The organism is Nonomuraea typhae (genome assembly GCF_009760925.1).
Lineage (GTDB): Bacteria > Actinomycetota > Actinomycetes > Streptosporangiales > Streptosporangiaceae > Nonomuraea > Nonomuraea typhae.
This window is the reverse complement of the sequence record NZ_VRLV01000012.1, coordinates 155,248-175,347: the sequence shown is the minus strand read 5'-3', so window position 1 is coordinate 175,347 and position 20,100 is coordinate 155,248. Positions and strand designations below refer to the sequence as shown.

Sequence of the window (20,100 nt, the reverse complement as noted above, 5' to 3'; positions counted from 1 at the left end):
CCGATCAGCCGGTGGAGGCGTTGGAGTTGCCCGCCAGCTTGGCCGAGGCCAGGTCACGGGCCAGGATCGCGGTCTCCACCTGGGCGACCGTGGAACTGGAGGTCACCCCCGGCAGGGTCGCGGTGTCCAGGGCGTAGAGGGTGAACTCGTACTTGTGCGTCGAGCCGCCCGGGCAGGGGCCGAAGTACTGCAGCGCCTTGTTGCCGCTGCCCATGGCCTTCTGCTTGGCCGGAGACTGGTTCGGCACCTGGAAGCCCAGGCCGAGACCCTCCGGCAACGACGTCCTGCTCGCCGGGATGTCCCAGATCGCCCAGTGCTTGCCGCCGTTGGCGGTGTCGATGAAGGTGATCGCGTAGCTCTGGGCGCCGGCCGGGCCGTTGGACCAGGCGAGCTGGGGTGAGATGTCGTTGCCCGAGACGCCGTCCTGGCTGCAGGTGAACTTCGCCGGGATGGTGCCGTTGTGGGCGAAAGCCGTACTCGTGACGGAGAACGGCGGGCCGGCGAACTTCAGCCGGACGATGTCGTTGTCGATCGTGGTCGGGGTGCCGCCGTTCTTGTCGTTGTTGGTGGAGGTCAGCCACAGGCCGCCGTCCGGGGTCTTGGCCACGGTGCGCAGCCGTCCCCAGTCGCCGTTGAAGAAGGCGCGCGGGGTGTCGGTCGTGTTGCCGGTGATCTTCATGACCCACAGGCGGGTGCCCCTGACGGCGGCCATGTAGATCCAGTCGTTGACGATCTCGATGCCGCTCGGGGAGGCCGAGGAGACGCTCCACTGGCGGACCGGGTTGACGTAGCGGGTGTCGCTGCAGGTGCCCTCGCAGACGGACCAGCCGTAGTTCTTGCCGGCCTGGATGAGGTTGAGCTCGTCCCAGGTGCCGTCACCGAACTCCGCGGCCCACAGCCGGCCCTGGGAGTCCCAGGCCAGGCCCTGCGGGTTGCGGTGGCCCAGGCTGTAGACGCGCGGGGCGTTGGGGAAGGGGTTGCCGGGGGCGCCGGCGCCGGTCGGGGTGACCCGCAGGATCTTGCCGTTGAGCGAGTTGAGGTCCTGCGCCCTTTCCTTCACCTGGCCGTCGCCGGTCGTGATGTACAGCATGCCGTCGGGGCCGAACTTGATCCGGCCGCCGTTGTGGAACTTGTTCTTGGCGATGCCGGTCACGATGGCCTCGCGGGGGCCGATCGTGTTGTTCTCGTACCTGAAGCGCACCACCCGGTTGTCGCCCGAGGCGGTGTGCATCGCGTAGACGTAGTGGTCGGAGGCGAAGTTCGGCGACACTGCCAGGCCCATCAGGCCGCCCTCACCGGTCGTGGTGACCGCCTCGGTGATCTTGCCGACCACCGTCTTCTGGCCGGTCGCGGTCACCCTGACGATCTCGAAGCGGTCCCGCTCGGCCACCAGCGCGCTGCCGTCGGGCAGGAACGCGACACCCCACGGCAGGTCCAGCTTGGCGATCGCGCGGTCGAAGATCGGGTCGCCGCCGATCGCGGTCGAACTGGTCCGCACCTTCAGCTCTGCGCTCTTGGCGGAGACGTTGCCGTTGGCGTCGAATGCCTCGGCCTGGAAGGCGTACTCGGTGTTCTGGGTCAGGCCGGAGGCGGTCGCCGTGAGGTCGGGCACGGTCGCGAACTTCGTGCCGTCGCGGTAGACGTTGTAGCCGGTCACCTCGACGTTGTCGGTGGAGGCGTCCCAGGTCAGCGTGATGCTGGTCGAGCTGACCGAGGTCGAGCGGAGGTTGCCGGGCACGGTCGGCGCCTGGTGGTCGTCGCTCGGCGGCGTGGTGATCGGCACGTTGTTGCTGCCCTGCGAGGCGTTGCCCGCCCCGTCGTAGGCCAGCACGCTCAGCACGTAGCCGGTGTTGGGGGTCAGCCCCGTCACCGTGGCGGTCGTCTGGTTGCCGCCGACGGTCTTGAGCACGTTGCCGCCGTTGTAGATGACGTAGCTGGCCACGCCCACGTTGTCGGTGGCGGGGTCCCAGGCCAGGTCCACGGCGGTGGGGCGGACCTCGCCGACCACCCGCAGATTGGCGGGCGCCGTCGGCGGTTCCGGGTCGGCCGGCACGGTGGTGCTGATCCGGTCCAGGTTGGGCCCGCCGTTGGCGGTGCTCGCGGTGGCGCGCAGCTTGTTGGCGCCCGCGATGAGGGGCACGGTCAGCGGCTTCTCCACCCACGTGGTCCAGGCTCCGGTTCCCGGGAAGCCCACGTCGGTGGCGGCGCCGCCGTTCACCGCGACGCTCAGCGGGCGGTCCACGGTGGTGCCGTTGGCGAAGCGGAACTTCACCTCGTAGTTGCCGGCCGTCGGGGCGTTGATCGTGAACTCCACGTAGGAGCCGGTCACGTTGTCGTAGTTGACGAAGCCCCTGCCGGTGAAGCCGGCGTGGTTGGACTCCACCACGCCCTGCGAGATCGTCGCGTCCTCGGCCTGCAGGTCGGTGCTCGGCGCGGCCACCTCGACGTCCAGGAAGTCGAGGTTGGGGTTGCCGTTGGCGGTGGTCGAGGTGAGCCGGATCTTGTTCGCGCCCGCGTTCAGGCTTGCCGTCAGCGTGCTGGTGACCCACGTGGACCAGGCTCCGGTGCCGGTGAACGCGCGGGCCGCCGACACCACGACGCCGTTGACCGCGACGTCGGAGGGGCGGTTGACGGTGGTGCCGTTGGCGTAGCGGATGCCGATCGTCGCCTGGCCGGCGCTCGCCGCGTTCACGGTGAACTCGGTGTAGCTGCCGGCCACGTTGTCGCCGTTGACGAATCCGGTGCCGGAGAAGCCGGGGTGGTTGGACTCGACCAGGCCCTGGGAGACGGTGGCGTCCTCCGCCTCGTGACGGGCGGGCGCGGCCGAGGCGGGCACCGCGGCCACCACGCTCATCAGTAGCGCGGCCACGAGCGCGCCGGCTAACGCGCGCGCCCGGGAGAGAGACCGCATGGATCCTCCTTGGTGGGGGGCGATAGTTAGTAATACTTCCTAACTACGATTGATGGGATCACTCCCCACCAGCAGTGTCAAGCAAACTGACACCGACGCCGAGACATCCCACCACTGGCATCTGAAGCGGCAGGAGCGCAGACTGGGAAGACAGGCGAACGTGGAGTAGTGGAGCATCCGTGGACAACCGCCTCGACCACATGCCGGTCCTCTCACGCGGCAGGCACCGCAACCCCAAGCGCGGCGCGTGCTTCATGGAACTGGCTTCCTACCTGGCAGGAGAGCGCTGGAGCGATCACCCGGCCTGCACGCACCCGCTGCTGGCCGCGCTCGCCAGGCTCGTCAACGACAACACCGGCGACGACAACCGCAACGGCCTGGCCGAACTCGTCCCCTCCATCATCGGGCTGGCCGGCGACGACCTGCGCGTCGACGCCGCCGTCGCGCTGCGCTGCGCCACCACGGCGCTGCCCGTGGCGGCCGCGGAACGCCAGCTCGCGCTCGCCGTCTCCGTGCTGGCCGCCGAGGAGATGCGCGCCCGCCTCGACGGGCGCCCGCCGGGCGGCCCGATGTCGGAGACGGCGCTGCGGGCGATGGAACAGGTCCCCCAGGCGGCGAGAGAGGCCCGCAAGTTCAGCAGGGCGGCCCGGATCACCGAGAAGGGCTTCCGCCGGTACGCGGCGCCGAACGCGGTGCAGCTGTCAGTGGTGGGCATCGTCCAGGCGTGCATCCCGGACCCGGACCGGCTGCTGCGCTCCCTGCTGGAATCGGCCATCACCGACTGCCGCCGGCTCATCCACGCCGACGTCCCCCACATCACCCCGGTCTCGGTCTGACCACCATCACGCGCTGAGGCAGGCGGTCCGATCCTCCCGGGTCGCCCGGGCGCGGCCGCATGTGCGCCAGCGCGCGCAGCCCGCCGCGCGCCCGCGATGGGCGATGCCGAGCTCCAGCAGCGTCTCCGGCTCGTAGGTGCGCAAACCGTGTTCGCCGCAGAGTCGCCGGCACCGGTCGCGTTCATCGACGGCATCGTCATACCGGCGCCGGCCGTTGTAGGCGATTCCGAGCAGCATCCGACGGATGTCGCGGCCGTCGCCGCCTATGCGATATACGAGCATATGTTCGCTACGCCCTGCCATAAATTTGCCTTATCGCAGGTCAGGCAAGCCTCGCCTTCGTTGCGGATCATCCTCACATGTGCCTAAATTTGGCGACAACCTGTCATCATGTGGAGGGTTTTATGACCGCAGTGGCCGAACCGTACTCCGCCGAACGCCATCACCACCATCGTGATGTCACCGGCGGATGGTTGCGGCCTGCGGTGTTCGGGGCGATGGATGGGCTGGTGTCCAACTTCGCGCTGATCGCCGGGGTGGTCGGCGCGGCCGGGGCGGGCCGGGGTGCGGTGCTGGCCGGGTTCGCGGGGCTGGTCGCGGGGGCGTGCTCGATGGCGGCAGGCGAGTACACCTCGGTGAAGTCGCAGACCGAGCTGATGCGTGCCGAGATCGCCGTGGAGCGCCGTGAGCTGGCCCGCAACCCGGAGGGTGAGCTGGCCGAGCTGGCCGCCCTCTACCGGGCCCGGGGGCTCGACGCCGGGCTGGCCGCCACGGTGGCCGCGAAGCTGTCGGCCAATCCCGAGCAGGCCCTGCGCGTGCATGTGCGCGAGGAACTCGGGGTGGATCCGGATGACCTGCCCTCCTCTTACGTGGCGGCCGCCTCCTCGTTCGGCGCCTTCGCCGCGGGGGCGCTGGTGCCGCTGGTCCCGTTCCTGTTCGGGGCCTCGGGGATGCTGGTGGCGGTGATCCTGAGCGTGCTGGGATTGTTCGGGTTCGGGGCCGCGGTGGCCCGGATGACCGCCCGGCCGTGGTGGCTGGGCGGGTTGCGGCAGCTCGCCCTGGGCGTGGGTGCGGCGTGCGTCACGTTCGGGCTGGGGCATCTGCTCGGGGTGAGCCTCTAGGGCCTGGTGGTGACGGCCAGCTTGACGCCGAGCGCGATGAGCGCGGCGCCGGTCAGCCCGTCCACGGTCCTGCGTACGGCGGGGCGGGCGAAGACCCTGCGCAGCGCGCCCACGAGGTTGGCCACGGCCAGGAACCAGGCGGCGGTGCCGACCAGGCCCACGAGCGACAGCGTCACCGTGTCGGCCGGCGGCGCCCCCTCGGAGATGAACTGGGGCATCAGGGCCACGAAGAAGAAGGCCGCCTTCGGGTTGAGGATGTTGGTGAGCAGCCCTTCCAGGAAGGCGGCGGCCGAGCTCTTCTTGCCCGGGTCCGGAAGGTCCAGCTGGAACGCGCCGCCCTTGCGCAGGGCCGCGCGCAACGCCTTGGCGCCGAGGTAGAGAAGGTAGGCGGCGCCGGCCACCTTGACCACGGTGAACGCCACCGACGAGGCGGCCAGCAGGGCCGCGACTCCGGTCGAGGCGGCCACCACCCAGGCGAACACCCCGAGCCCGATTCCGGCCGCGGCGGCCATGCCGTACCCGCGCCCGGAGACCGCCGAGCGGCGCACGACCACCGCGAAGTCGGGGCCGGGTGACATCGCGCCCAGCATCACCACACCACCAAATGCCATTATTTCCGGCAGAGAGATCATGCCGACCACCCTAGTGACCCGGCGTCAGCCGTCCAGGCGTTTGCGGAGGGCGGCGACCCCTGCGGCCAGGACCGGCGGCACGGTGATGAGCACGGCCGCGGCGTCCCCGAGGGAGGTGGCCGCGCTCTCCGCCACCATCCACGCCACCAGCGGCGCGAACACCACCGCCACCCGCACGTTCGACCGCACCAGCCACCCCAGCGCCCTCCGCCCTCGGGTATTCGGCCACGCAAGCCACCCCAGCGCCCGCCGCCCCCAGACCCCGGCGGTCCGCAGCGCCTGTCGCACCCGCATCCGGCCGGTCCGCAGCGTCGGCGTGAGGCCCGCCATCCAGGGTCGCCGGGCAGGCGCGGGGCCGCCGCGCAGGGTGAGCGCCATGCGCGGCATCCCGGCCAGCAGGAGTACGGCGAAGCGCACCCGAGCCCCGCGCCCGGGCAGGACGCGCAGCTCGGCGGCCCACTCCTCACACCAGCGCGGGCGTTCGGCGGCGGGCAGCAGGATCGAGCCGATCGCCACGGCCTGGGCGGTGAGGCCGCGGACCAGGCGGGCGGCGGCAAGGTGCTCCAGTTCGGCGCCGATGGCGCTCAGCCCGAGCCGCCGGGCCAGCGGCGCGAGGACCTCGAGCGTGTGGCGGCTCTTGGCGACCTGCTTCTCGGGGGCGACGAACGCGATGGTGCGCATGTTGTGCAGGCGGTCGGCGACCTTGACGGCCAGGGCCCGGGAGTCGGTGCCCGGTCCGGGTTCTTCGTGGTCGAGTTGGTGGACCTGCCGGACAAGTCCGGCTATCTCGCGGCCGAACTCCTGTTCCAGCAGGTCGAGCCGGCAGCCGGTGTCCTCGGGCAGGTCGTGCAGGAGGGCGGCGCAGAGGGTCGCCGCATCCGCCCCGGTCCCGGCGAGGATGACGGCGACCGCGACGGGGTGGGTGACGTACGGCTGGCCGCTGTGCCGCCGCTGGCCGCGGTGCCAGTAGGCGGCGACGGTGTAGGCGCGTTCGATCAGCTCCCGCGGCGCGTCCGGCGGGAGGACGTCGAGGAGCGGCGCGATGCTCATGCGACCCCCGGCCGGGACAGCCATCCGGGCAGCGGGCGGCGGCGCGCGCGATAGGTCCTGGCGATCGCCTCGCGGGCGCGCTCGATGCCGTCGGGAGTGATCGTGTAGTAGCGGCGGCGCGGACGCCCCTCGCTCACCTGGGCGCCCGGGTCCTCCCAGGCGCTCTCGACCCAGCCGAGGAGCTCCAGCCGGGCCAGGATGGGATAGACGGTCCCGCTGGGCAGGTCGGTCTCGGCGCAGATGCGCAGCCCGTAGCAGGGGGTGGCGGGGTCGTCGAGCAACGTGCGCAGGACGGCCTGGACCTGCATCGTCATCCGCGGCTCGGCCGACATGTCTCGGACTCTACATAGCCCAGGACCGCCCGGGAACTGTCCGCGAGGCCACGGAACCGGCACGCGGAACGAGGGTGATCACGCGGCCGCGCGGGTACCCGGATAGGCAGGCCCCTTCCCTGGAGGCAACGTGCTGCGTCCCTCCATCCCGCTCGGCCGTTTCGCCGGCGTGCGCGTCGGCCTCAACCCCACCGTGCTGGTGATCGCCGTCCTTCTCGTCACCGGGCTGGCGTTCGGCCGCCTGCCCGCCGCCTTCCCCGGGTACGGCGCCGCCGCCTACCTGGCCGCGGCCGTGGCGGGCACGCTGGCCTTCCTGGCTTCGCTGCTGGCCCACGAACTGGCCCACGCGGTGGTGGCCCGGCGGGAGGGCGTGGAGGTGGCGGGCGTGACGCTGTGGCTGCTCGGCGGCGTGGCCCACCTGCGCGGCGAGCCCCGCACGCCGGGCGCGGACCTGCGCATCGCCGCGGCCGGGCCGCTGGTGAGCCTGACTCTGAGCGGGTGCTGCGGCCTGCTGGCCCTGGCCGGCCAGGGCCTGGTCCGGGGCACGCTGATGTATCTGGCGGGGGCCAACCTGGTGCTGGCCGTGTTCAACCTGGTCCCGGGTGCCCCGCTGGACGGCGGCCGCATCCTGCGCGCGCTGCTCTGGGCCTGGCGCGGCGACCGGGTCTTCGCCGCCGTGGTCGCGGCGAGGGCGGGCAAGGTGGTCGGCTGGGCGCTGCTGACCCTGGGCGCGGTCATGCTGCTGACCGGCGCCGGCCTCCAGGGCGTCTGGCTGGGCGTGGTCGGCCTGTTCGTGGCTGGCGCCGCGGCGGCCGAGGAGCGCCACGCCCGCGCCACCGCCCCGCGGAAGTCGCCGACCGCCTCCTGAGGCCGTCCACCCCGCCGGCACACCTCCGGCGCCCTCCCACCCGCCGGCACACCTCCGGCGCCCTCCCACCCGCCGGCACACCTCCGGCGCCGTCTCACTCCACCGGTACGGCCGGCCGCGCCCGCAGGGCGGCGGGCAGGAAGGCGAGACACGCGGCCAGGAGCACGGCCCCGGCGGCCACCAGCGATCCGGTCACCCCGAACGCGGCCGCCGCGGGCCCGCCCAGGGCGACGCCGGCCAGCATGAAGTTGACCATGACGGTGTTGAGCAGCCCGACGCCCCTCCCCCGCATCTCGTCCGGAAGATCGCTGAGCAGGGTGTTGGCCAGCGGCACCTGGAACAGGCTGACGGCCACCCCGGCGAGCAGGCACCACCCGGCGACCGGGGCCGGCCCGGGCGCGCCGCCCAGCGCCGCCGTGGTCAGCAGGGCCAGCCCGAACAGGGCCACGCACGTCACCAGCACGCGGGGGGTGGACCCGAATCGCCGGATGACCGCCGGCCCGAGCAGGGCTCCCGCGATCGCGCCGCCCGCGTACAGCGCCTGGGCGGTGCCGTACTCCATGGCCTTCAGGTCGAAGACGGTGAGCAGTTGCGCGTTGAACCCGGTGGTGAACAGCCCGGTGACCAGCGTGACCGGGACGAGGAAGGCGAGCAGGAACCGCAGCGACGGGATCGCGAGCACGCCCCGCACCCCGGTGCGCAGCGCCTGCCAGTACGGCTCGGCGGCGGCCCGTCCCTGGGGGCCCTCGCGCAGGACCCGGAGGCTGCCCAGCAGGACGGCCGAGGCCACGAACGTGGCGGCGTTGAGGACGAGCACGGTCTCGACGGTCCCCAGCGCGATCAGCACGCCGCCGAGGGCGGGCCCGAGCATGTTGACGGTCTGGCTGGTGCTCTGGAACAGCGCGACGGCCGCGGCGAGGTCGTGCTTGCCGACGATGCGCGGGATGGCGGTGATCCTGGCGGTCTCGAAGACCGCCTTGCCGACGCCTTCGAGCAGGATGAGCGCGAGCAGCAGGCCGACCGAGTCCAGGACGGGGATCATGGCGAGCACGACGGGCACCCGGGCGAGGTCGGCCCCGATGAGCAGCCACCTGGCCGGCAGCCGGTCGGCCAGCGGGCCGACGAAGGCGCCCAGGACGCCGGAGGGCAGCAGCTGGGACAGCACGACCAGGGAGATGACGACCGGGCTGTCGGTGACCCTGCCGGCGAGGAAGATCAGCGTGACGCGGGTCATCGCGTCGCCGAGGAAGGAGATGACGACCGCCAGCCAGTAGCGCAGGTAGGTGCCGTCCCTGAGGAGCTCGATCATGGTGCGGCCGACGCTAGTGGCCGGGCCGGCGGGCGGGCAGGGGGTTACGCCGGGCGCGGATCCGCCGTGAGCGTAGCCGGCCCCCGGCGGCTATCCGCCGTCGGGGGACGCGCTCTCCGGGGCGCTCCATCCCTTGGCGCTCCAGCCGGGCACGCGGTAGTCGGCCGTCAGCGACCCCGGCGTGACGGCCTGCCCGCAGCACCGGCAGGTCACGATCGGGTCCAGCTCCTGCCCGCAGGAGTGGGCGAAGACGACGGACGGCTGCTCGGCCAGGTGCCGGTCGCCCCACTTGCGCAGCATGTGCAGCACGTCCTGGAGCTCGATCGCGGCCGCGGTCGGCAGGTACTCGTGGCGCGGCGGCCGCTCGCTGTAGGCCGTCTTCTCCAGCAGCCCGGCCTCGACCAGCCGCTTGAGCCGCGCGGCGAGGATGTCGCGGGGGGCGCCGATGTTGCGCGCCATCGCGTCGAAGCGCCGCACGCCGTAGAAGACCTCGCGCAGGATCAGCAGGGAGTACTTCTCGCCGACGAGCGCGAGGGCGTCGGCGACCGAGCAGGGCCGTGCCGTTGTCATCGTCCCAGCGTACGGCAGCGCGTTGGAAAACCGGACGAACTATGTTCTACAGTGGATCCAGTTTTCCAACTGATAGGAGGACGCGATGCGCGACGCCGTCATCGTGCAAGCCGTGCGCACCCCCGTCGGCAAGGGCAAGCCGAACGGCGCCCTGGCCGGGGTGCACCCCGTCGAGCTGCTGGCCCACACCCTGCGCACGCTGGTCGAGCGCTCCGGCGTGGATCCCGCGCTGGTCGACGACGTGATCGGCGGCACCGTGGACCAGGTCGGCGAGCAGGCCATGAACACCACCCGCTACGCCTGGCTGTCGGCCGGTTTCCCCGACTCGGTGCCCGCGGTGACCGTGGACCGCCAGTGCGGCTCCTCGCAGCAGGCCGTGCACTTCGCCGCCCAGGGCGTCATCGCCGGCGCCTACGACCTGGTGGTCGCCTGTGGCGTGGAGTCGATGAGCCGGGTGCCGATGTGGTCGAACGTGCCGCCGGGCGCGGACCCGTTCGGCCCCGGCGTGGCCGCGCGCTTCTCCGGCGGGCTGGTCCCGCAGGGCGTCAGCGCCGAGCTGATCGCCGCCAAGTGGTCGCTGAGCCGCGAGCAGATGGACGCCTTCGCCACCTCCTCCCACGCCAAGGCGGCCGCCGCCGACTTCTCCGCCGAGCTCGCCCCGATCGCCGGTCTCGACCACGACGAGTCGGTACGGCCGGCCACCACGGTCGAGGTCCTGGCCGGCTTGAAGCCCGCCTACGAGGACCCGGTCTGGACCGAGCGGTTCCCCCAGATCGACTGGTCGGTCACCGCGGGCAACGCCAGCCCGATCAACGACGGGGCCGCCGCCGTGCTCATCACGACCAGCGAGAACGCGGCCCGGCTGGGCCTGCGCCCGCTGGCCAGGCTGCACTCGTTCGCGGTCACCGGCTCCGACCCCGTGCTGATGCTGACCGGCGTCGTCCCCGCCACCGAGAAAGTGCTGAAGCGGGCCGGGCTGCGCCTGGACGACATCGACCTGTTCGAGGTCAACGAGGCGTTCGCCAGCGTGGTGCTCGCCTGGCAGCAGGAGACCGGCGCCGACCCGGCCAGGGTCAACGTCAAGGGCGGCGCGATCGCGCTGGGCCACCCGCTCGGCGCCAGCGGCGCGCGGATCATGACCACGCTGGTCAACGCGATGCGGGAGCGCGGCGCCCGGTACGCGCTGCAGACGATGTGCGAGGCTGGCGGCCTGGCCAACGCGACGATCCTGGAGGCGCTCTAGTAGTCCGGGTCCTCGCCGGCGTCGCCGAGGTACGGGGCGTAGGCCCAGCCTTCGAAGTCCTCGCCCCAGACCCGGGTCCAGGAGCCCCTGCTGCCGCAGGACCCCTCGACGGTCTCCTCGTAGCCGACCGAGCCCACCGGCTCGTACTGCGTGCCCGGCCCCGACCTGACCCAGAGGTTGGCCGGGTACGGCGGTGCGGCCACGTACACACAGCCCTCTGCGGCCGCGGCGGTCCCGGGAGCGAGCAGGCCGATCGGCGCCGCCAGGACGAGCAGGGCCAGGATTCCGGTGAAGCTGCGCATAACAACATCCCCCTTCGGGGGGATTTGTAGCGATATATGGCAGTTTATCCGCGTAAAGCGGGCGTTACACTTCCCGGATGCCTTTCCGCAGTGCTCAGTGGTACTCCGGCGACGACAGGAACTCCTTCATTCACCGCGCCTGGATGCGGCGTGGCACCCCCGCCGACGCCTTCGAGCGCCCCCAGATCGCCATCGCGAACACCGCCTCCGACCTCACCCCCTGCAACGCCCACCTCGACGAGGTGGCCCGCAGCGTCCGCGACGGCGTCTGGGCGGCCGGCGGCGTCCCGCTGAACCTGCCCGTGATCTCCCTGGGCGAGACCAACGTCCGCCCCACCGCCATGCTCTGGCGCAACCTGGCCGCCATGGCCGCCGAGGAGATGTTCCGCGCCAACCCGATCGACGGCCTGGTGCTGCTCGGCGGCTGCGACAAGACGATCCCCTCGCTGCTCATGGCCGCCGCCTCCGTCGATCTGCCCGCGCTGGTCGTGCCCGGCGGCCCCATGCTCACCGGGCACCTCCAGGGCATCCCGCTCGGCTGCGGCACCGACGTCTGGCGGCTGAGCGAGGAGGTGCGCGCCGGCACGCTCGAGCGCGCCGACTTCCTGGACTCCGAGTCGTCGATGATCCGCAGCCGCGGCCACTGCAACACCATGGGCACCGCCTCCACGATGGCCTGCATGGCCGAGGCGCTCGGCATGACCCTGCCCGGCACCGCGGGCACCCCCGCCCCCGACAGCCGCCTGCTCGAACGCGCCCACGCCAGCGGCCGCCTGGCCGTCGACCTGGTCCGGCGCGACCTGCGCCCCAGCGCGATCCTGACCAGGGCCGCATTCCTCAACGCCATCGTCACGCTGGCCGCGATCGGCGGCTCCACCAACGCGGTCGTGCACCTGCTGGCCGTGGCCGGGCGCGCGGGCGCCGAGCTGAGCCTGGACGACTTCGACCGCACCGGCTCCGGCGTCCCGCTGCTGGTGGACCTCCAGCCGGCCGGGCGCCACCTGATGGACGACCTGTTCCGGGCCGGCGGGCTGCCGGCCGTACTCCACCAGGTCGCCGACCTGCTCGACCCCGCGGCGATCACCGTCACCGGGCGGCCGCTCACCGAGCACGTCGCGCACGCCCCGACCTGGGACGGCGGCGTCATCCGCCCGCGCGCCGACCCGCTGCTGCCCGACGCCGGCATCGCCGTCCTGCGCGGCAACCTCGCCCCCGACGGCGCCGTCATCAAGCCCGCCGCCGCCTCCCCCGAGCTGCTGCGCCACCGCGGCCGCGCGATCGTCTTCGACAGCGTCGAGGACCTGCACACCCGCCTGGACACCGTCGACGCCGACGAGGGCTCCGTCCTCGTGCTGCGCGGCTGCGGCCCCAGGGGCTACCCGGGCATGCCCGAGGTCGGCAACCTGCCGCTGCCGGCCAAGCTGCTGGCCAGAGGCGTGCGCGACATGGTCCGCATCAGCGACGCCCGCATGAGCGGCACCGCCTACGGCACCGTGGTGCTGCACGTGGCGCCCGAGGCCGCCGCGGGCGGCCCGCTGGCCAGGGTCAGGACCGGCGACCCGATCGTGCTCGACGTGCCAGGGCGCACGCTGCGCGTCGACGTGCCCGACGCCGAGCTGGCCGCCCGGCCGCCGGTCACCGCCGGATTCGCCCGCCCGATCAGAGGCTGGGAGAAGCTGTACGTGGACCACGTCCTGCAGGCCGACCGCGGCTGCGACCTGGACTTCCTCACCGGCTCCAGCGGCAGCGCCGTACCCCGGGAGTCGCACTGAAAGGGGCAAAGAGTCTTCTGCGCCATGCGCGGAAATGGTCTGGCGGGGTACCGCGTTACGGGACGATGTGATCGCTTTGACGGCCCGAGGAGGACTAATGAACGGCAGCGATATCACCCAGAGCCAGGAGTGGACGGCCCTGGCCAAGCACCACGAGGAGATCGCGGGCACGACCCTGCGCGAGCTGTTCGCCGCCGACCCGGGCCGGGCCGGGCGGCTGAGCGTGCGCGCGGGCGACCTCTTCCTCGACTACTCCAAGCACCGCGCCACCGGCGAGACCTTCGACCTCCTGGTACGGCTGGCCGAGCGGGCCGGGCTGCGCGAGAAGATGGAGGCGATGTTCCGCGGCGACCACATCAACGTCAGCGAGGACCGGGCGGTGCTGCACACGGCGCTGCGCCTGCCCGCGGACGCGCGGCTGACGGTCGACGGCCAGGACGTCGTGGCCGACGTGCACGAGGTCCTGGACAAGATGAGCGCCTTCGCCGAGCGGGTGCGCGGCCGGGAGTGGCGCGGCGCGACCGGCGAGCCCATCGCCACGGTCGTCAACATCGGCATCGGCGGCTCCGACCTGGGCCCGGCGATGGCCTACGAGGCGTTGAAGGACTACGCGGACGCGGGCGTCGCGGCCAGGTTCGTCTCCAACATCGACCCGGCCGACATCCACGGCAACCTGCGCGGCCTGGACCCGGCCACGACGCTGTTCGTGATCAGCTCCAAGACGTTCACCACCCTGGAGACGCTGACCAACGCGCGCGTGGCCCGTGACTGGCTGGTGGCGGCGCTGGGTGAGGAGGCGGTGGAGAAGCACTTCGTGGCCGTCTCCACCAACGCCGAGAAGGTCGCCGCGTTCGGCATCGACACCGCCAACATGTTCGGCTTCTGGGACTGGGTGGGCGGCCGCTACTCCTACGACGGCGCGATCGGCCTGTCGCTCATGATCGCCATCGGCCCGGAGCGCTTCCGCGACATGCTGGCCGGGTTCCACGCCGTGGACGAGCACTTCCGCACCACGCCGTTCGAGCGGAACATGCCGGTGCTGATGGGCCTGCTGGGCATCTGGTACACCGACTTCTTCGGCGCCCAGACCCGGGCCGTGCTGCCCTACAGCCAGCGGCTGCACCGCTTCCCCGCCTACCTGCAGCAGCTCACGATGGAGTCCAACGGCAAGTCCGTGCGCGCCGACGGCTCGCCGGTCACCGCCGACACCGGCGAGATCTTCTGGGGCGAGCCGGGCACCAACGGCCAGCACGCCTTCTACCAGCTGCTCCACCAGGGAACCCGGCTCGTGCCGGCCGACTTCATCGGCTTCGCCGAGCCGTACGACGACAGCGCGGGCATGCACGACATCCTCACCGCCAACCTGCTCGCCCAGACCAGCGCGCTGGCCTTCGGGAAGACGGCCGAGGAGATCGCCGCCGAGGGCACGCCCGCGGCGGTCGTGCCGCACAAGGTGATGCCGGGCAACCGGCCCACCTCGACGATCCTCGTGCCCAAGCTCACCCCGTACACCCTGGGCCAGCTCGTGGCCCTCTACGAGCACATCGTCTTCACCGAGGGCGTCATCTGGGGCGTCGACTCCTTCGACCAGTGGGGTGTGGAGCTGGGCAAGAAGATGGCCCTCGACCTCGAGCCGACGCTCACCTCCGAGGAACCGCCCGTGGCGTTCCCCGACGCGTCCACCGCGCAACTGGTAAAGAAGTACCGGGAGCTCAGAGGAAGGCGCATTTGACATGACGCGTGCGGGCGCGATGGTCCTGTTCGGGATCACCGGTGATCTGGCCTACAAGATGGTGCTGCCCGCGCTCTACCGGCTGACCGCCGACGGGGTGCTCGACCTGCCCATCGTCGGCGTCGCCAAGACCGACCTCGACCTGGCGGGCCTGCGTGAGCGGGCCCGCCAGGCGTGCGGCGGTGCCACCGACGCCGCCTTCGAGAAGTTCGCCGGCAACCTGCGCCTGGTCGCCGGCGACTACCGCGAGGAGCGGACGTTCGCCGCCATCCGCGACGAGGTGGCGGGCGCCGGTTTCCTCGTCCACTACCTGGCCGTGCCGCCCGCGTTGTTCGGCACGGTCGCGCAGGGCCTGGCCGGGGCGGGGCTGCACCGCGAGGCCCGGCTGGTGGTGGAGAAGCCGTTCGGCCACGACCTGGCCTCGGCCCGCGAGCTCAACGCCGAGCTGCTGAAGTACTTCGACGAGGAGCACCTGCGCCGGGTCGACCACTTCCTCGGCAAGGAGCCGGTCGAGGACCTCATCGTCTTCCGGCTCGGCAACATGCTGCTGGAGCCCATCTGGAACCGCAACTACGTGCGCAACGTCCAGATCACCATGGCCGAGGACTTCGACGTGGCCGACCGCGGCGCCTTCTACGACGCCAACGGCACGATCAGGGACGTGGTCCAGAACCACCTCATGCAGCTTCTGGCGATCCTGGCCATGGACGCGCCGCCGTCCAAGGACGCCCGCGCCTTCATCGACGAGAAGTGGCGGGTGCTGCGGGCCGTGCAGGACATCACTCCGTCGGCGGTGGTCCGCGGCCAGTACGACGGCTACCAGGACACCGAGGGCGTGCGCCCCGGCTCCACGACCGAGACCTTCGTGGCCATGCGCGCCGCCATCGACAACTGGCGCTGGGCCGGCGTGCCCTTCTACATCCGCTCGGGCAAGGCGCTGCCCACCACCGACCTGGAGGTCGTGGCCGAGCTGCGCACGCCGCCGGTCACCCTGTTCCACGGCGAGCTGTCGCCGAACCTCATCCGCTTCCGCCTCCAGCCCGACGCCGGGGTCACCTTCGACCTGCTGGCCAAGGAGCCGGGCAAGGACGCCACCCGCCCGGTGCCGGTGAGCGTGGACTTCACCAAGGTCCTGGGCCCGATGGAGGCGGCCTACCAGCGCATCCTGACCGACGCCGTCACCGGCGAGCCCCGGCGCTTCGTCCGCTTCGACCTGGCCGAGGAGTCGTGGCGGATCGTCCAGCCGGTGCTCGACCTGCCCGAGCCGCCGCTGCCGTACGCCAAGGGCACGTGGGGGCCCGAGGCGGCGGCGAAGATGGTGCGCTGGCACGAGATCTCGACGACGTTCGACTGATACTGAGCGTATGAACATCCTGGAGCTAGCGGAAAAGACCAAGGACGCCGCGACCGTCAAGCGCGTCTTCGGCGAGCCGATCCGCCACGGGGACGTCACCGTGATCCCCGTGGCCCGGATCGGGCAGGGCGGAGGCGGCGGGGAGGGCGTCTCCGAGGGTTCCGAGAACCCCGGCCGGGGCTCGGGCGGCGGGTTCGGCTTCGGCGCGAGCCCGGCGGGCGTGTTCGTCATCAAGGACGGCGAGGTGCGCTGGCAGCCGGCCGTGGACGTCAACCGGATCGTGGTCGGCGGCCAGATCGTCGCCGTCGTGCTGCTGCTCACCCTCCGCGCGATCTTCAAGCGGCGCAGGCGTTAGTGCCGGCCCCAGGCGCCGCGGTGCACGACCTCGCCGACGGGTTTGCGCCCGCGGTCGAGTGAGGGCGAGCGCTGGTCCCGGGCGCGGTAGCCGACGCTGATCACGCCGATCGCGGTGTAGGCGGCGGGCACGCCGAATGCCTCCTTCAGGCCGGCGGCGCGCTCGCCGGGCGGCACGCCGAAGAAGCAGGCGCCGAGCCCTTCGTCCACGGCGGTGAGCAGCATGAGGAGGGAGGCCATGCCGGTGTCGATGTCCCAGTACGGCACCGGCCAGCGGGCCTCGTCCTTGTCCGTCCAGCCCTTGTCGGGGGCGGCGTAGCGGTCGAGATATGCCTGCTTGTGCGAGAACGGAATGATCAGCAGCGGCGCCCGGCGCAGCCCCTTGCCCCACTCGCCGGCCTCGTCGCCGGAGACCTCCCAGAATCGCTTGATGCCGCCGGGTTCGTCCAGGACCAGGAACGCCCATCCCTGGCTGAATCCCGCCGACGGCGCGTGCAGGGCGTTGGCCAGGATCCGCTCCCTGATCTCGGGCGGCACCGGGCGGTCGGGGTCGTAGTTGCGGACCATGCGGCGGCGGCGTACCACGTCCTGAAATTCCGTCATGGGACCCAGCTTTCCAGAGTGTTCCGGTGGGTTGTCACGATGGCGGGGTGAAGGTCTTACTCATTCAGCCGCCGCGCTGGTCGCCCGACGGGCACGACAACTTCGACGCCGCCGAGCGCCTGCTGCAGGAGGCCGATCTGGTGCTGCTGCCGGAGCTGGCCGGGTCGAGCCTGCCCCGCGCGGAGTACCGGGAGCGGGTGGTACGGCTGGCGCGGCTGGCCGGGGCGTTCGTCGTGGGCGGCTCGCACTTCGACGCGGTCGAGGGCGGGAGCGTCAACCGGGGCATGGTCGCGGCGCCGGACGGGACGATCGCGGCCGAGTTCGAGAAGGCGCATCCGTATGGGCTGGAGCGCCGGGGCGGGGTGCTGCCGGGGCGGCCGTCGGAGACGTTCGAGCTGGCGGGACGGCGGATGCGGGTGCTGCTGTGCGCGGATCTGTGGTACTCCGCCCGGATGGCGACGGCGGTGGACGCGGTGCTCGTGCCGGCCTTCTCGCTGACCCAGTGGGACTCTCCGGGGCCGGCGCGGGCGCTGTGGCAGCACATGAGCGTGGCCAGGGCGTATGAGTTCATGACGTATGTGGCGGTCAGCGACTGGCACCACGAGGCGACCTATCACGGGCATCCGTGCGCGGGGGTGACCGGGTTCGCCAATCCGTATCCGGCCCGGCCGGAGGAGTACTTCACCCACGGGGCCGGGACGCGGGTCATGGACTTCGACCGGCTGGACGCCCTGCGGGCCGACCGGGTGGGGCGCGGGTTCGCGTCTTGACCGGGTGCCGGTTGGAAGTAAAGCTTACTAACAATCACGGAGCCACCCGCGGAGGATCACCATGGGCCGTTCCCGCATCGGTAGCACGCTGGCGGGGCTGACGCTGGCCGCCGCCCTCATCGCCGCGCCGGGCGGGGCCACGGCCCCGGGGAGCCCGGCGGCCGCCGCCAGCGCGGCGGGGGCGATCGGGGACGTGCTCCCGGCGCCGGTGAGCGTCCAGGCGGCGGCCACGCCGTACACGCTGGGGCCGGACGCCACGATCGCCAGTGACGACGCGGGCGTGGGCGGCTACCTCGCGCAGTTGCTGCGGCCGGCGACCGGGTACGCGCTGCCGGTCGGCCAGGGCGGGCAGGGCAGTCTGTCGCTGCTGCTGTCCGGGGCGCCGGCCACGGTCGGGCAGCAGGGTTACCAGCTCGACGTGACGGCGAGCGGGGTCGTGATCCGGGCGCAGACGGCCACGGGGCTGTTCAACGGGGTGCAGACGTTACGGCAGCTGTTCCCGCCGCAGGTGGAGAGCGCGAGCGTGCGGCCGGGGCCGTGGACGGTGCCGGGCGGGCGGATCGTCGACTATCCGCGCTTCGGCTACCGGGGCACGATGCTCGACGTCTCGCGGCACTTCATGCCCGTCTCGGTGGTCAAGCGGCACCTCGACAGGATCGCCCTCTACAAGATCAACTACCTGCATCTGCACCTCTCCGACGACCAGGGCTGGCGCATCGCCGTCGACTCCTGGCCGCGCCTGGCCACGTACGGCGGGAGCACGCAGGTGGGCGGCGGCCCGGGCGGCTCCTACACCAAGGACCAGTTCCGCGAGATCGTGGCCCACGCCGCGCAGCGGCACATCACGATCGTCCCCGAGATCGACATGCCGGGGCACACCAACGCCGCCCTCGCCTCCTACGCCGAGCTCAACTGCAACGGCGTCGCCCCGCCGCTCTACACCGGCACTGGGGTCGGCTTCAGCTCGCTCTGCACCACCAAGGAGATCACCTACACCTTCGCCGCCGACGTCATCGGGGAACTGGCCGAGCTGACGGCCGGGCCGTACCTGCACATCGGCGGCGACGAGGCGGACGCCACGCCGGACGCGCAGTACGCGGCGTTCATGAACCGCGTGCAGCCGATGGTGGCCGGGCGCGGCAAGGCGGTCGTGGGCTGGCACCAGATCGGCGCCTCGGCCGTCCAGCACTCACCGGGGCGGATCGCCCAGTACTGGGGCACGACGACATCCGACTCGCTGGTGACCACCGCGGTGTCGAAGGGCGCCAAGGTGATCATGTCTCCGGCCAACAAGGCGTACCTGGACATGAAGTACACCGCCGCGACGCCGCTCGGGCAGGACTGGGCGGGGCTCATCGAGGTCAAGACCGCCTACGAGTGGAACCCGGGCAGCCACCTGAGCGGCGTGCCCGCCTCGGCCGTGCTCGGCGTCGAGGCCCCGCTCTGGACCGAGACGATCGTCACCGAGGACCACATCGAGTTCATGGCCTTCCCGCGCCTGCCCGCCATCGCCGAGCTGGGCTGGTCGCCGTGGTCCACGCACAACTGGAGCGCCTTCCGCGCCCGGCTGGCCGCGCAGGCTCCGCGCTGGGACGTCATGGGCATCGGCTTCTACCGCTCGCCGCAGGTCTCCTGGCCGGCCCCGGGCCGCTACGAGGCGGAGAACGCCGTGATCTCCCGGGGCGCCGTGGAGTCCAACCACGCGGGCTACTCGGGCACCGGGTTCGTCAACTACGACAACGTCACCGGCGGCTACGTCGAGTTCACCGTCACCGCCGCGACGACCGGCCCGGCCGCGATCCGCCTGCGCTACGCCAACGGCACCCCGGCCAACCGGCCCCTGAACGTGGCCGGGACCGTGGTGGACTTCCCCGGCACCGGCGCGTGGACGACCTGGCAGACCAGGACCGTCACCCTCAACCTCACCGCGGGCGCGAACGTCGTCCGCGCCACCGCCACCACCGCCGCCGGCGGCCCCAACCTCGACTACCTGGAGGTGGCTCCCTAACGGGGTTTGGGACTTCGTTGGGAAACCCGTGGCCCGCCTCAGACCTACGCTGGGAGGGATCCGCACTCGGGAGGCAGCCATGAAGTTCATGGACGTCCACCACGGCATGCAGGGCATCACCGAGGAGCAGCTCCGCGAGGCCCACGACGCCGACCTGGCCATCCAGTCACAGGAGAGGGTCACCTTCGAACAGGCATGGGCGGACCCGGAGTCGGGCCTCGTCTACTGCCTGTCGGACGCGCCGGACGCCGGCGCGGTCCAGAGGATCCATCAGCGCGCGGGCCATCCGGCCGACGAGATCCATCCCGTGCCGCTGACGATCTGAGGGGGAAG

20 protein-coding genes are annotated in these 20,100 nt (G+C 72.0%); 11 read left to right on the top strand and 9 right to left on the bottom strand.

Annotated elements, in window-relative coordinates:
• Positions 1–4: 4 nt before the first annotated feature.
• Positions 5–2,911, bottom strand: coding sequence for a YbhB/YbcL family Raf kinase inhibitor-like protein (locus tag FVE25_RS37230; protein WP_157252173.1), 2,907 nt, complete (start codon positions 2,909–2,911; stop codon positions 5–7).
• A gap of 179 nt (positions 2,912–3,090) precedes the next feature.
• On the opposite strand from FVE25_RS37230, the gene FVE25_RS37225 reads away from it, so the two are divergent.
• Entirely contained in the window at positions 3,091–3,747 is a 657-nt protein-coding gene (locus tag FVE25_RS37225) for a hypothetical protein (RefSeq protein WP_219825806.1), read from the top strand.
• A 6-nt stretch (positions 3,748–3,753) separates the two neighbouring features.
• On the opposite strand, the gene FVE25_RS37220 is transcribed toward FVE25_RS37225, so the two are convergent.
• The gene (locus FVE25_RS37220; RefSeq protein ID WP_157252172.1) at positions 3,754–3,984 is read right to left on the bottom strand and encodes a hypothetical protein; all 231 of its coding nucleotides are present in this window, start codon (positions 3,982–3,984) and stop codon (positions 3,754–3,756) included.
• A 167-nt stretch (positions 3,985–4,151) separates the two neighbouring features.
• On the opposite strand from FVE25_RS37220, the gene FVE25_RS37215 reads away from it, so the two are divergent.
• Positions 4,152–4,868, top strand: coding sequence for a VIT1/CCC1 transporter family protein (locus FVE25_RS37215; RefSeq protein ID WP_157252171.1), 717 nt, complete (start codon positions 4,152–4,154; stop codon positions 4,866–4,868).
• Here FVE25_RS37215 and FVE25_RS37210 read toward each other — a convergent pair.
• From FVE25_RS37210 to FVE25_RS37200, 3 genes are read right to left on the bottom strand one after another with little or no spacing between them, the layout of a single operon-like run.
• Positions 4,865–5,500 carry a LysE family translocator gene (locus FVE25_RS37210; RefSeq protein ID WP_157252170.1) on the bottom strand — a complete coding sequence of 212 codons (636 nt, stop codon included), beginning with the start codon at positions 5,498–5,500 and terminating at the stop codon, positions 4,865–4,867. The genes FVE25_RS37215 and FVE25_RS37210 overlap by 4 nt on opposite strands.
• Positions 5,501–5,524: 24 nt before the next feature.
• Complete coding sequence (locus FVE25_RS37205) at positions 5,525–6,550, bottom strand: HD domain-containing protein (RefSeq protein ID WP_181019841.1); 1,026 nt, start codon at positions 6,548–6,550, stop codon at positions 5,525–5,527.
• Positions 6,547–6,882 (bottom strand): PadR family transcriptional regulator, encoded by a 336-nt coding sequence (locus FVE25_RS37200; protein ID WP_246268021.1) that lies wholly within the window; start codon positions 6,880–6,882, stop codon positions 6,547–6,549. Before FVE25_RS37200 ends, FVE25_RS37205 begins: the two co-directional genes overlap by 4 nt.
• A gap of 130 nt (positions 6,883–7,012) precedes the next feature.
• Here FVE25_RS37200 and FVE25_RS37195 point away from each other — a divergent pair, with 130 nt between their 5' ends.
• Positions 7,013–7,750 (top strand): site-2 protease family protein, encoded by a 738-nt coding sequence (locus tag FVE25_RS37195; RefSeq protein ID WP_246268019.1) that lies wholly within the window; start codon positions 7,013–7,015, stop codon positions 7,748–7,750.
• Between the two features lie 94 nt (positions 7,751–7,844).
• Here FVE25_RS37195 and FVE25_RS37190 read toward each other — a convergent pair whose 3' ends face one another.
• Both FVE25_RS37190 and FVE25_RS37185 read right to left on the bottom strand, forming a co-directional pair.
• Complete coding sequence (locus FVE25_RS37190) at positions 7,845–9,059, bottom strand: MFS transporter (RefSeq protein ID WP_157252168.1); 1,215 nt, start codon at positions 9,057–9,059, stop codon at positions 7,845–7,847.
• A gap of 90 nt (positions 9,060–9,149) precedes the next feature.
• Positions 9,150–9,629: a winged helix-turn-helix transcriptional regulator gene (locus FVE25_RS37185; protein WP_157252167.1), complete on the bottom strand. Its 480-nt coding sequence runs from the start codon at positions 9,627–9,629 to the stop codon at positions 9,150–9,152.
• A gap of 85 nt (positions 9,630–9,714) precedes the next feature.
• Between FVE25_RS37185 and FVE25_RS37180 the strand changes: the two genes are divergently transcribed.
• Positions 9,715–10,872 (top strand): thiolase family protein, encoded by a 1,158-nt coding sequence (locus FVE25_RS37180; protein ID WP_157252166.1) that lies wholly within the window; start codon positions 9,715–9,717, stop codon positions 10,870–10,872.
• Here the strand turns inward: FVE25_RS37180 and FVE25_RS37175 are convergent.
• Positions 10,869–11,174, bottom strand: a complete 306-nt coding sequence (locus FVE25_RS37175; RefSeq protein WP_157252165.1) for an SH3 domain-containing protein — start codon at positions 11,172–11,174, stop codon at positions 10,869–10,871. The genes FVE25_RS37180 and FVE25_RS37175 overlap by 4 nt on opposite strands.
• Positions 11,175–11,251: 77 nt before the next feature.
• On the opposite strand from FVE25_RS37175, the gene FVE25_RS37170 reads away from it, so the two are divergent.
• From FVE25_RS37170 to FVE25_RS37155, 4 genes are all read left to right on the top strand, one after another.
• Positions 11,252–12,946 (top strand): IlvD/Edd family dehydratase, encoded by a 1,695-nt coding sequence (locus FVE25_RS37170; RefSeq protein WP_157252164.1) that lies wholly within the window; start codon positions 11,252–11,254, stop codon positions 12,944–12,946.
• Between the two features lie 97 nt (positions 12,947–13,043).
• Entirely contained in the window at positions 13,044–14,678 is a 1,635-nt protein-coding gene (gene pgi / locus FVE25_RS37165; protein ID WP_157252163.1) for a glucose-6-phosphate isomerase, read from the top strand.
• 1 nt (position 14,679) lies between these two features.
• Positions 14,680–16,032 (top strand): glucose-6-phosphate dehydrogenase, encoded by a 1,353-nt coding sequence (gene zwf / locus FVE25_RS37160; protein ID WP_157252162.1) that lies wholly within the window; start codon positions 14,680–14,682, stop codon positions 16,030–16,032.
• 10 nt (positions 16,033–16,042) lie between these two features.
• Complete coding sequence (locus tag FVE25_RS37155) at positions 16,043–16,387, top strand: spore germination protein GerW family protein (RefSeq protein ID WP_157252161.1); 345 nt, start codon at positions 16,043–16,045, stop codon at positions 16,385–16,387.
• On the opposite strand, the gene FVE25_RS37150 is transcribed toward FVE25_RS37155, so the two are convergent.
• Positions 16,384–16,989, bottom strand: a complete 606-nt coding sequence (locus tag FVE25_RS37150; protein ID WP_219825805.1) for a nitroreductase family protein — start codon at positions 16,987–16,989, stop codon at positions 16,384–16,386. The two genes, FVE25_RS37155 and FVE25_RS37150, sit on opposite strands and share 4 nt — an antisense overlap.
• A 47-nt stretch (positions 16,990–17,036) precedes the next feature.
• Between FVE25_RS37150 and FVE25_RS37145 the strand changes: the two genes are divergently transcribed.
• The 3 genes from FVE25_RS37145 to FVE25_RS37135 all read left to right on the top strand — a co-directional run bounded on the left by FVE25_RS37145 (position 17,037) and on the right by FVE25_RS37135 (position 20,092).
• On the top strand, positions 17,037–17,759 hold the full coding sequence (locus FVE25_RS37145) for a carbon-nitrogen hydrolase family protein (protein ID WP_157252160.1): 723 nt from the start codon (positions 17,037–17,039) through the stop codon (positions 17,757–17,759).
• 61 nt (positions 17,760–17,820) lie between these two features.
• Positions 17,821–19,767, top strand: a complete 1,947-nt coding sequence (locus tag FVE25_RS37140; protein WP_157252159.1) for a family 20 glycosylhydrolase — start codon at positions 17,821–17,823, stop codon at positions 19,765–19,767.
• Between the two features lie 79 nt (positions 19,768–19,846).
• Positions 19,847–20,092 (top strand): SCO4226 family nickel-binding protein, encoded by a 246-nt coding sequence (locus FVE25_RS37135; RefSeq protein ID WP_157252158.1) that lies wholly within the window; start codon positions 19,847–19,849, stop codon positions 20,090–20,092.
• The last annotated feature ends 8 nt before the right edge of the window (positions 20,093–20,100 follow it).

Excerpts from the sequence above, each read along its gene's own strand:
- FVE25_RS37185 (WP_157252167.1), bottom strand. The coding sequence starts at position 9,629 with ATGACAACGGCACGGCCCTGCTCGGTCGCCGACGCCCTCGCGCTCGTC.
- FVE25_RS37140 (WP_157252159.1), top strand. The coding sequence starts at position 17,821 with ATGGGCCGTTCCCGCATCGGTAGCACGCTGGCGGGGCTGACGCTGGCC.
- FVE25_RS37155 (WP_157252161.1), top strand. The coding sequence starts at position 16,043 with ATGAACATCCTGGAGCTAGCGGAAAAGACCAAGGACGCCGCGACCGTC.
- FVE25_RS37150 (WP_219825805.1), bottom strand. The coding sequence starts at position 16,989 with ATGACGGAATTTCAGGACGTGGTACGCCGCCGCCGCATGGTCCGCAAC.
- FVE25_RS37220 (WP_157252172.1), bottom strand. The coding sequence starts at position 3,984 with ATGCTGCTCGGAATCGCCTACAACGGCCGGCGCCGGTATGACGATGCC.
- FVE25_RS37175 (WP_157252165.1), bottom strand. The coding sequence starts at position 11,174 with ATGCGCAGCTTCACCGGAATCCTGGCCCTGCTCGTCCTGGCGGCGCCG.
- FVE25_RS37205 (WP_181019841.1), bottom strand. The coding sequence starts at position 6,550 with ATGAGCATCGCGCCGCTCCTCGACGTCCTCCCGCCGGACGCGCCGCGG.
- FVE25_RS37210 (WP_157252170.1), bottom strand. The coding sequence starts at position 5,500 with ATGATCTCTCTGCCGGAAATAATGGCATTTGGTGGTGTGGTGATGCTG.
- FVE25_RS37180 (WP_157252166.1), top strand. The coding sequence starts at position 9,715 with ATGCGCGACGCCGTCATCGTGCAAGCCGTGCGCACCCCCGTCGGCAAG.
- FVE25_RS37215 (WP_157252171.1), top strand. The coding sequence starts at position 4,152 with ATGACCGCAGTGGCCGAACCGTACTCCGCCGAACGCCATCACCACCAT.
- FVE25_RS37200 (WP_246268021.1), bottom strand. The coding sequence starts at position 6,882 with ATGTCGGCCGAGCCGCGGATGACGATGCAGGTCCAGGCCGTCCTGCGC.
- FVE25_RS37230 (WP_157252173.1), bottom strand. The coding sequence starts at position 2,911 with ATGCGGTCTCTCTCCCGGGCGCGCGCGTTAGCCGGCGCGCTCGTGGCC.
- pgi (WP_157252163.1), top strand. The coding sequence starts at position 13,044 with ATGAACGGCAGCGATATCACCCAGAGCCAGGAGTGGACGGCCCTGGCC.
- zwf (WP_157252162.1), top strand. The coding sequence starts at position 14,680 with ATGACGCGTGCGGGCGCGATGGTCCTGTTCGGGATCACCGGTGATCTG.
- FVE25_RS37170 (WP_157252164.1), top strand. The coding sequence starts at position 11,252 with ATGCCTTTCCGCAGTGCTCAGTGGTACTCCGGCGACGACAGGAACTCC.
- FVE25_RS37135 (WP_157252158.1), top strand. The coding sequence starts at position 19,847 with ATGAAGTTCATGGACGTCCACCACGGCATGCAGGGCATCACCGAGGAG.
- FVE25_RS37190 (WP_157252168.1), bottom strand. The coding sequence starts at position 9,059 with ATGATCGAGCTCCTCAGGGACGGCACCTACCTGCGCTACTGGCTGGCG.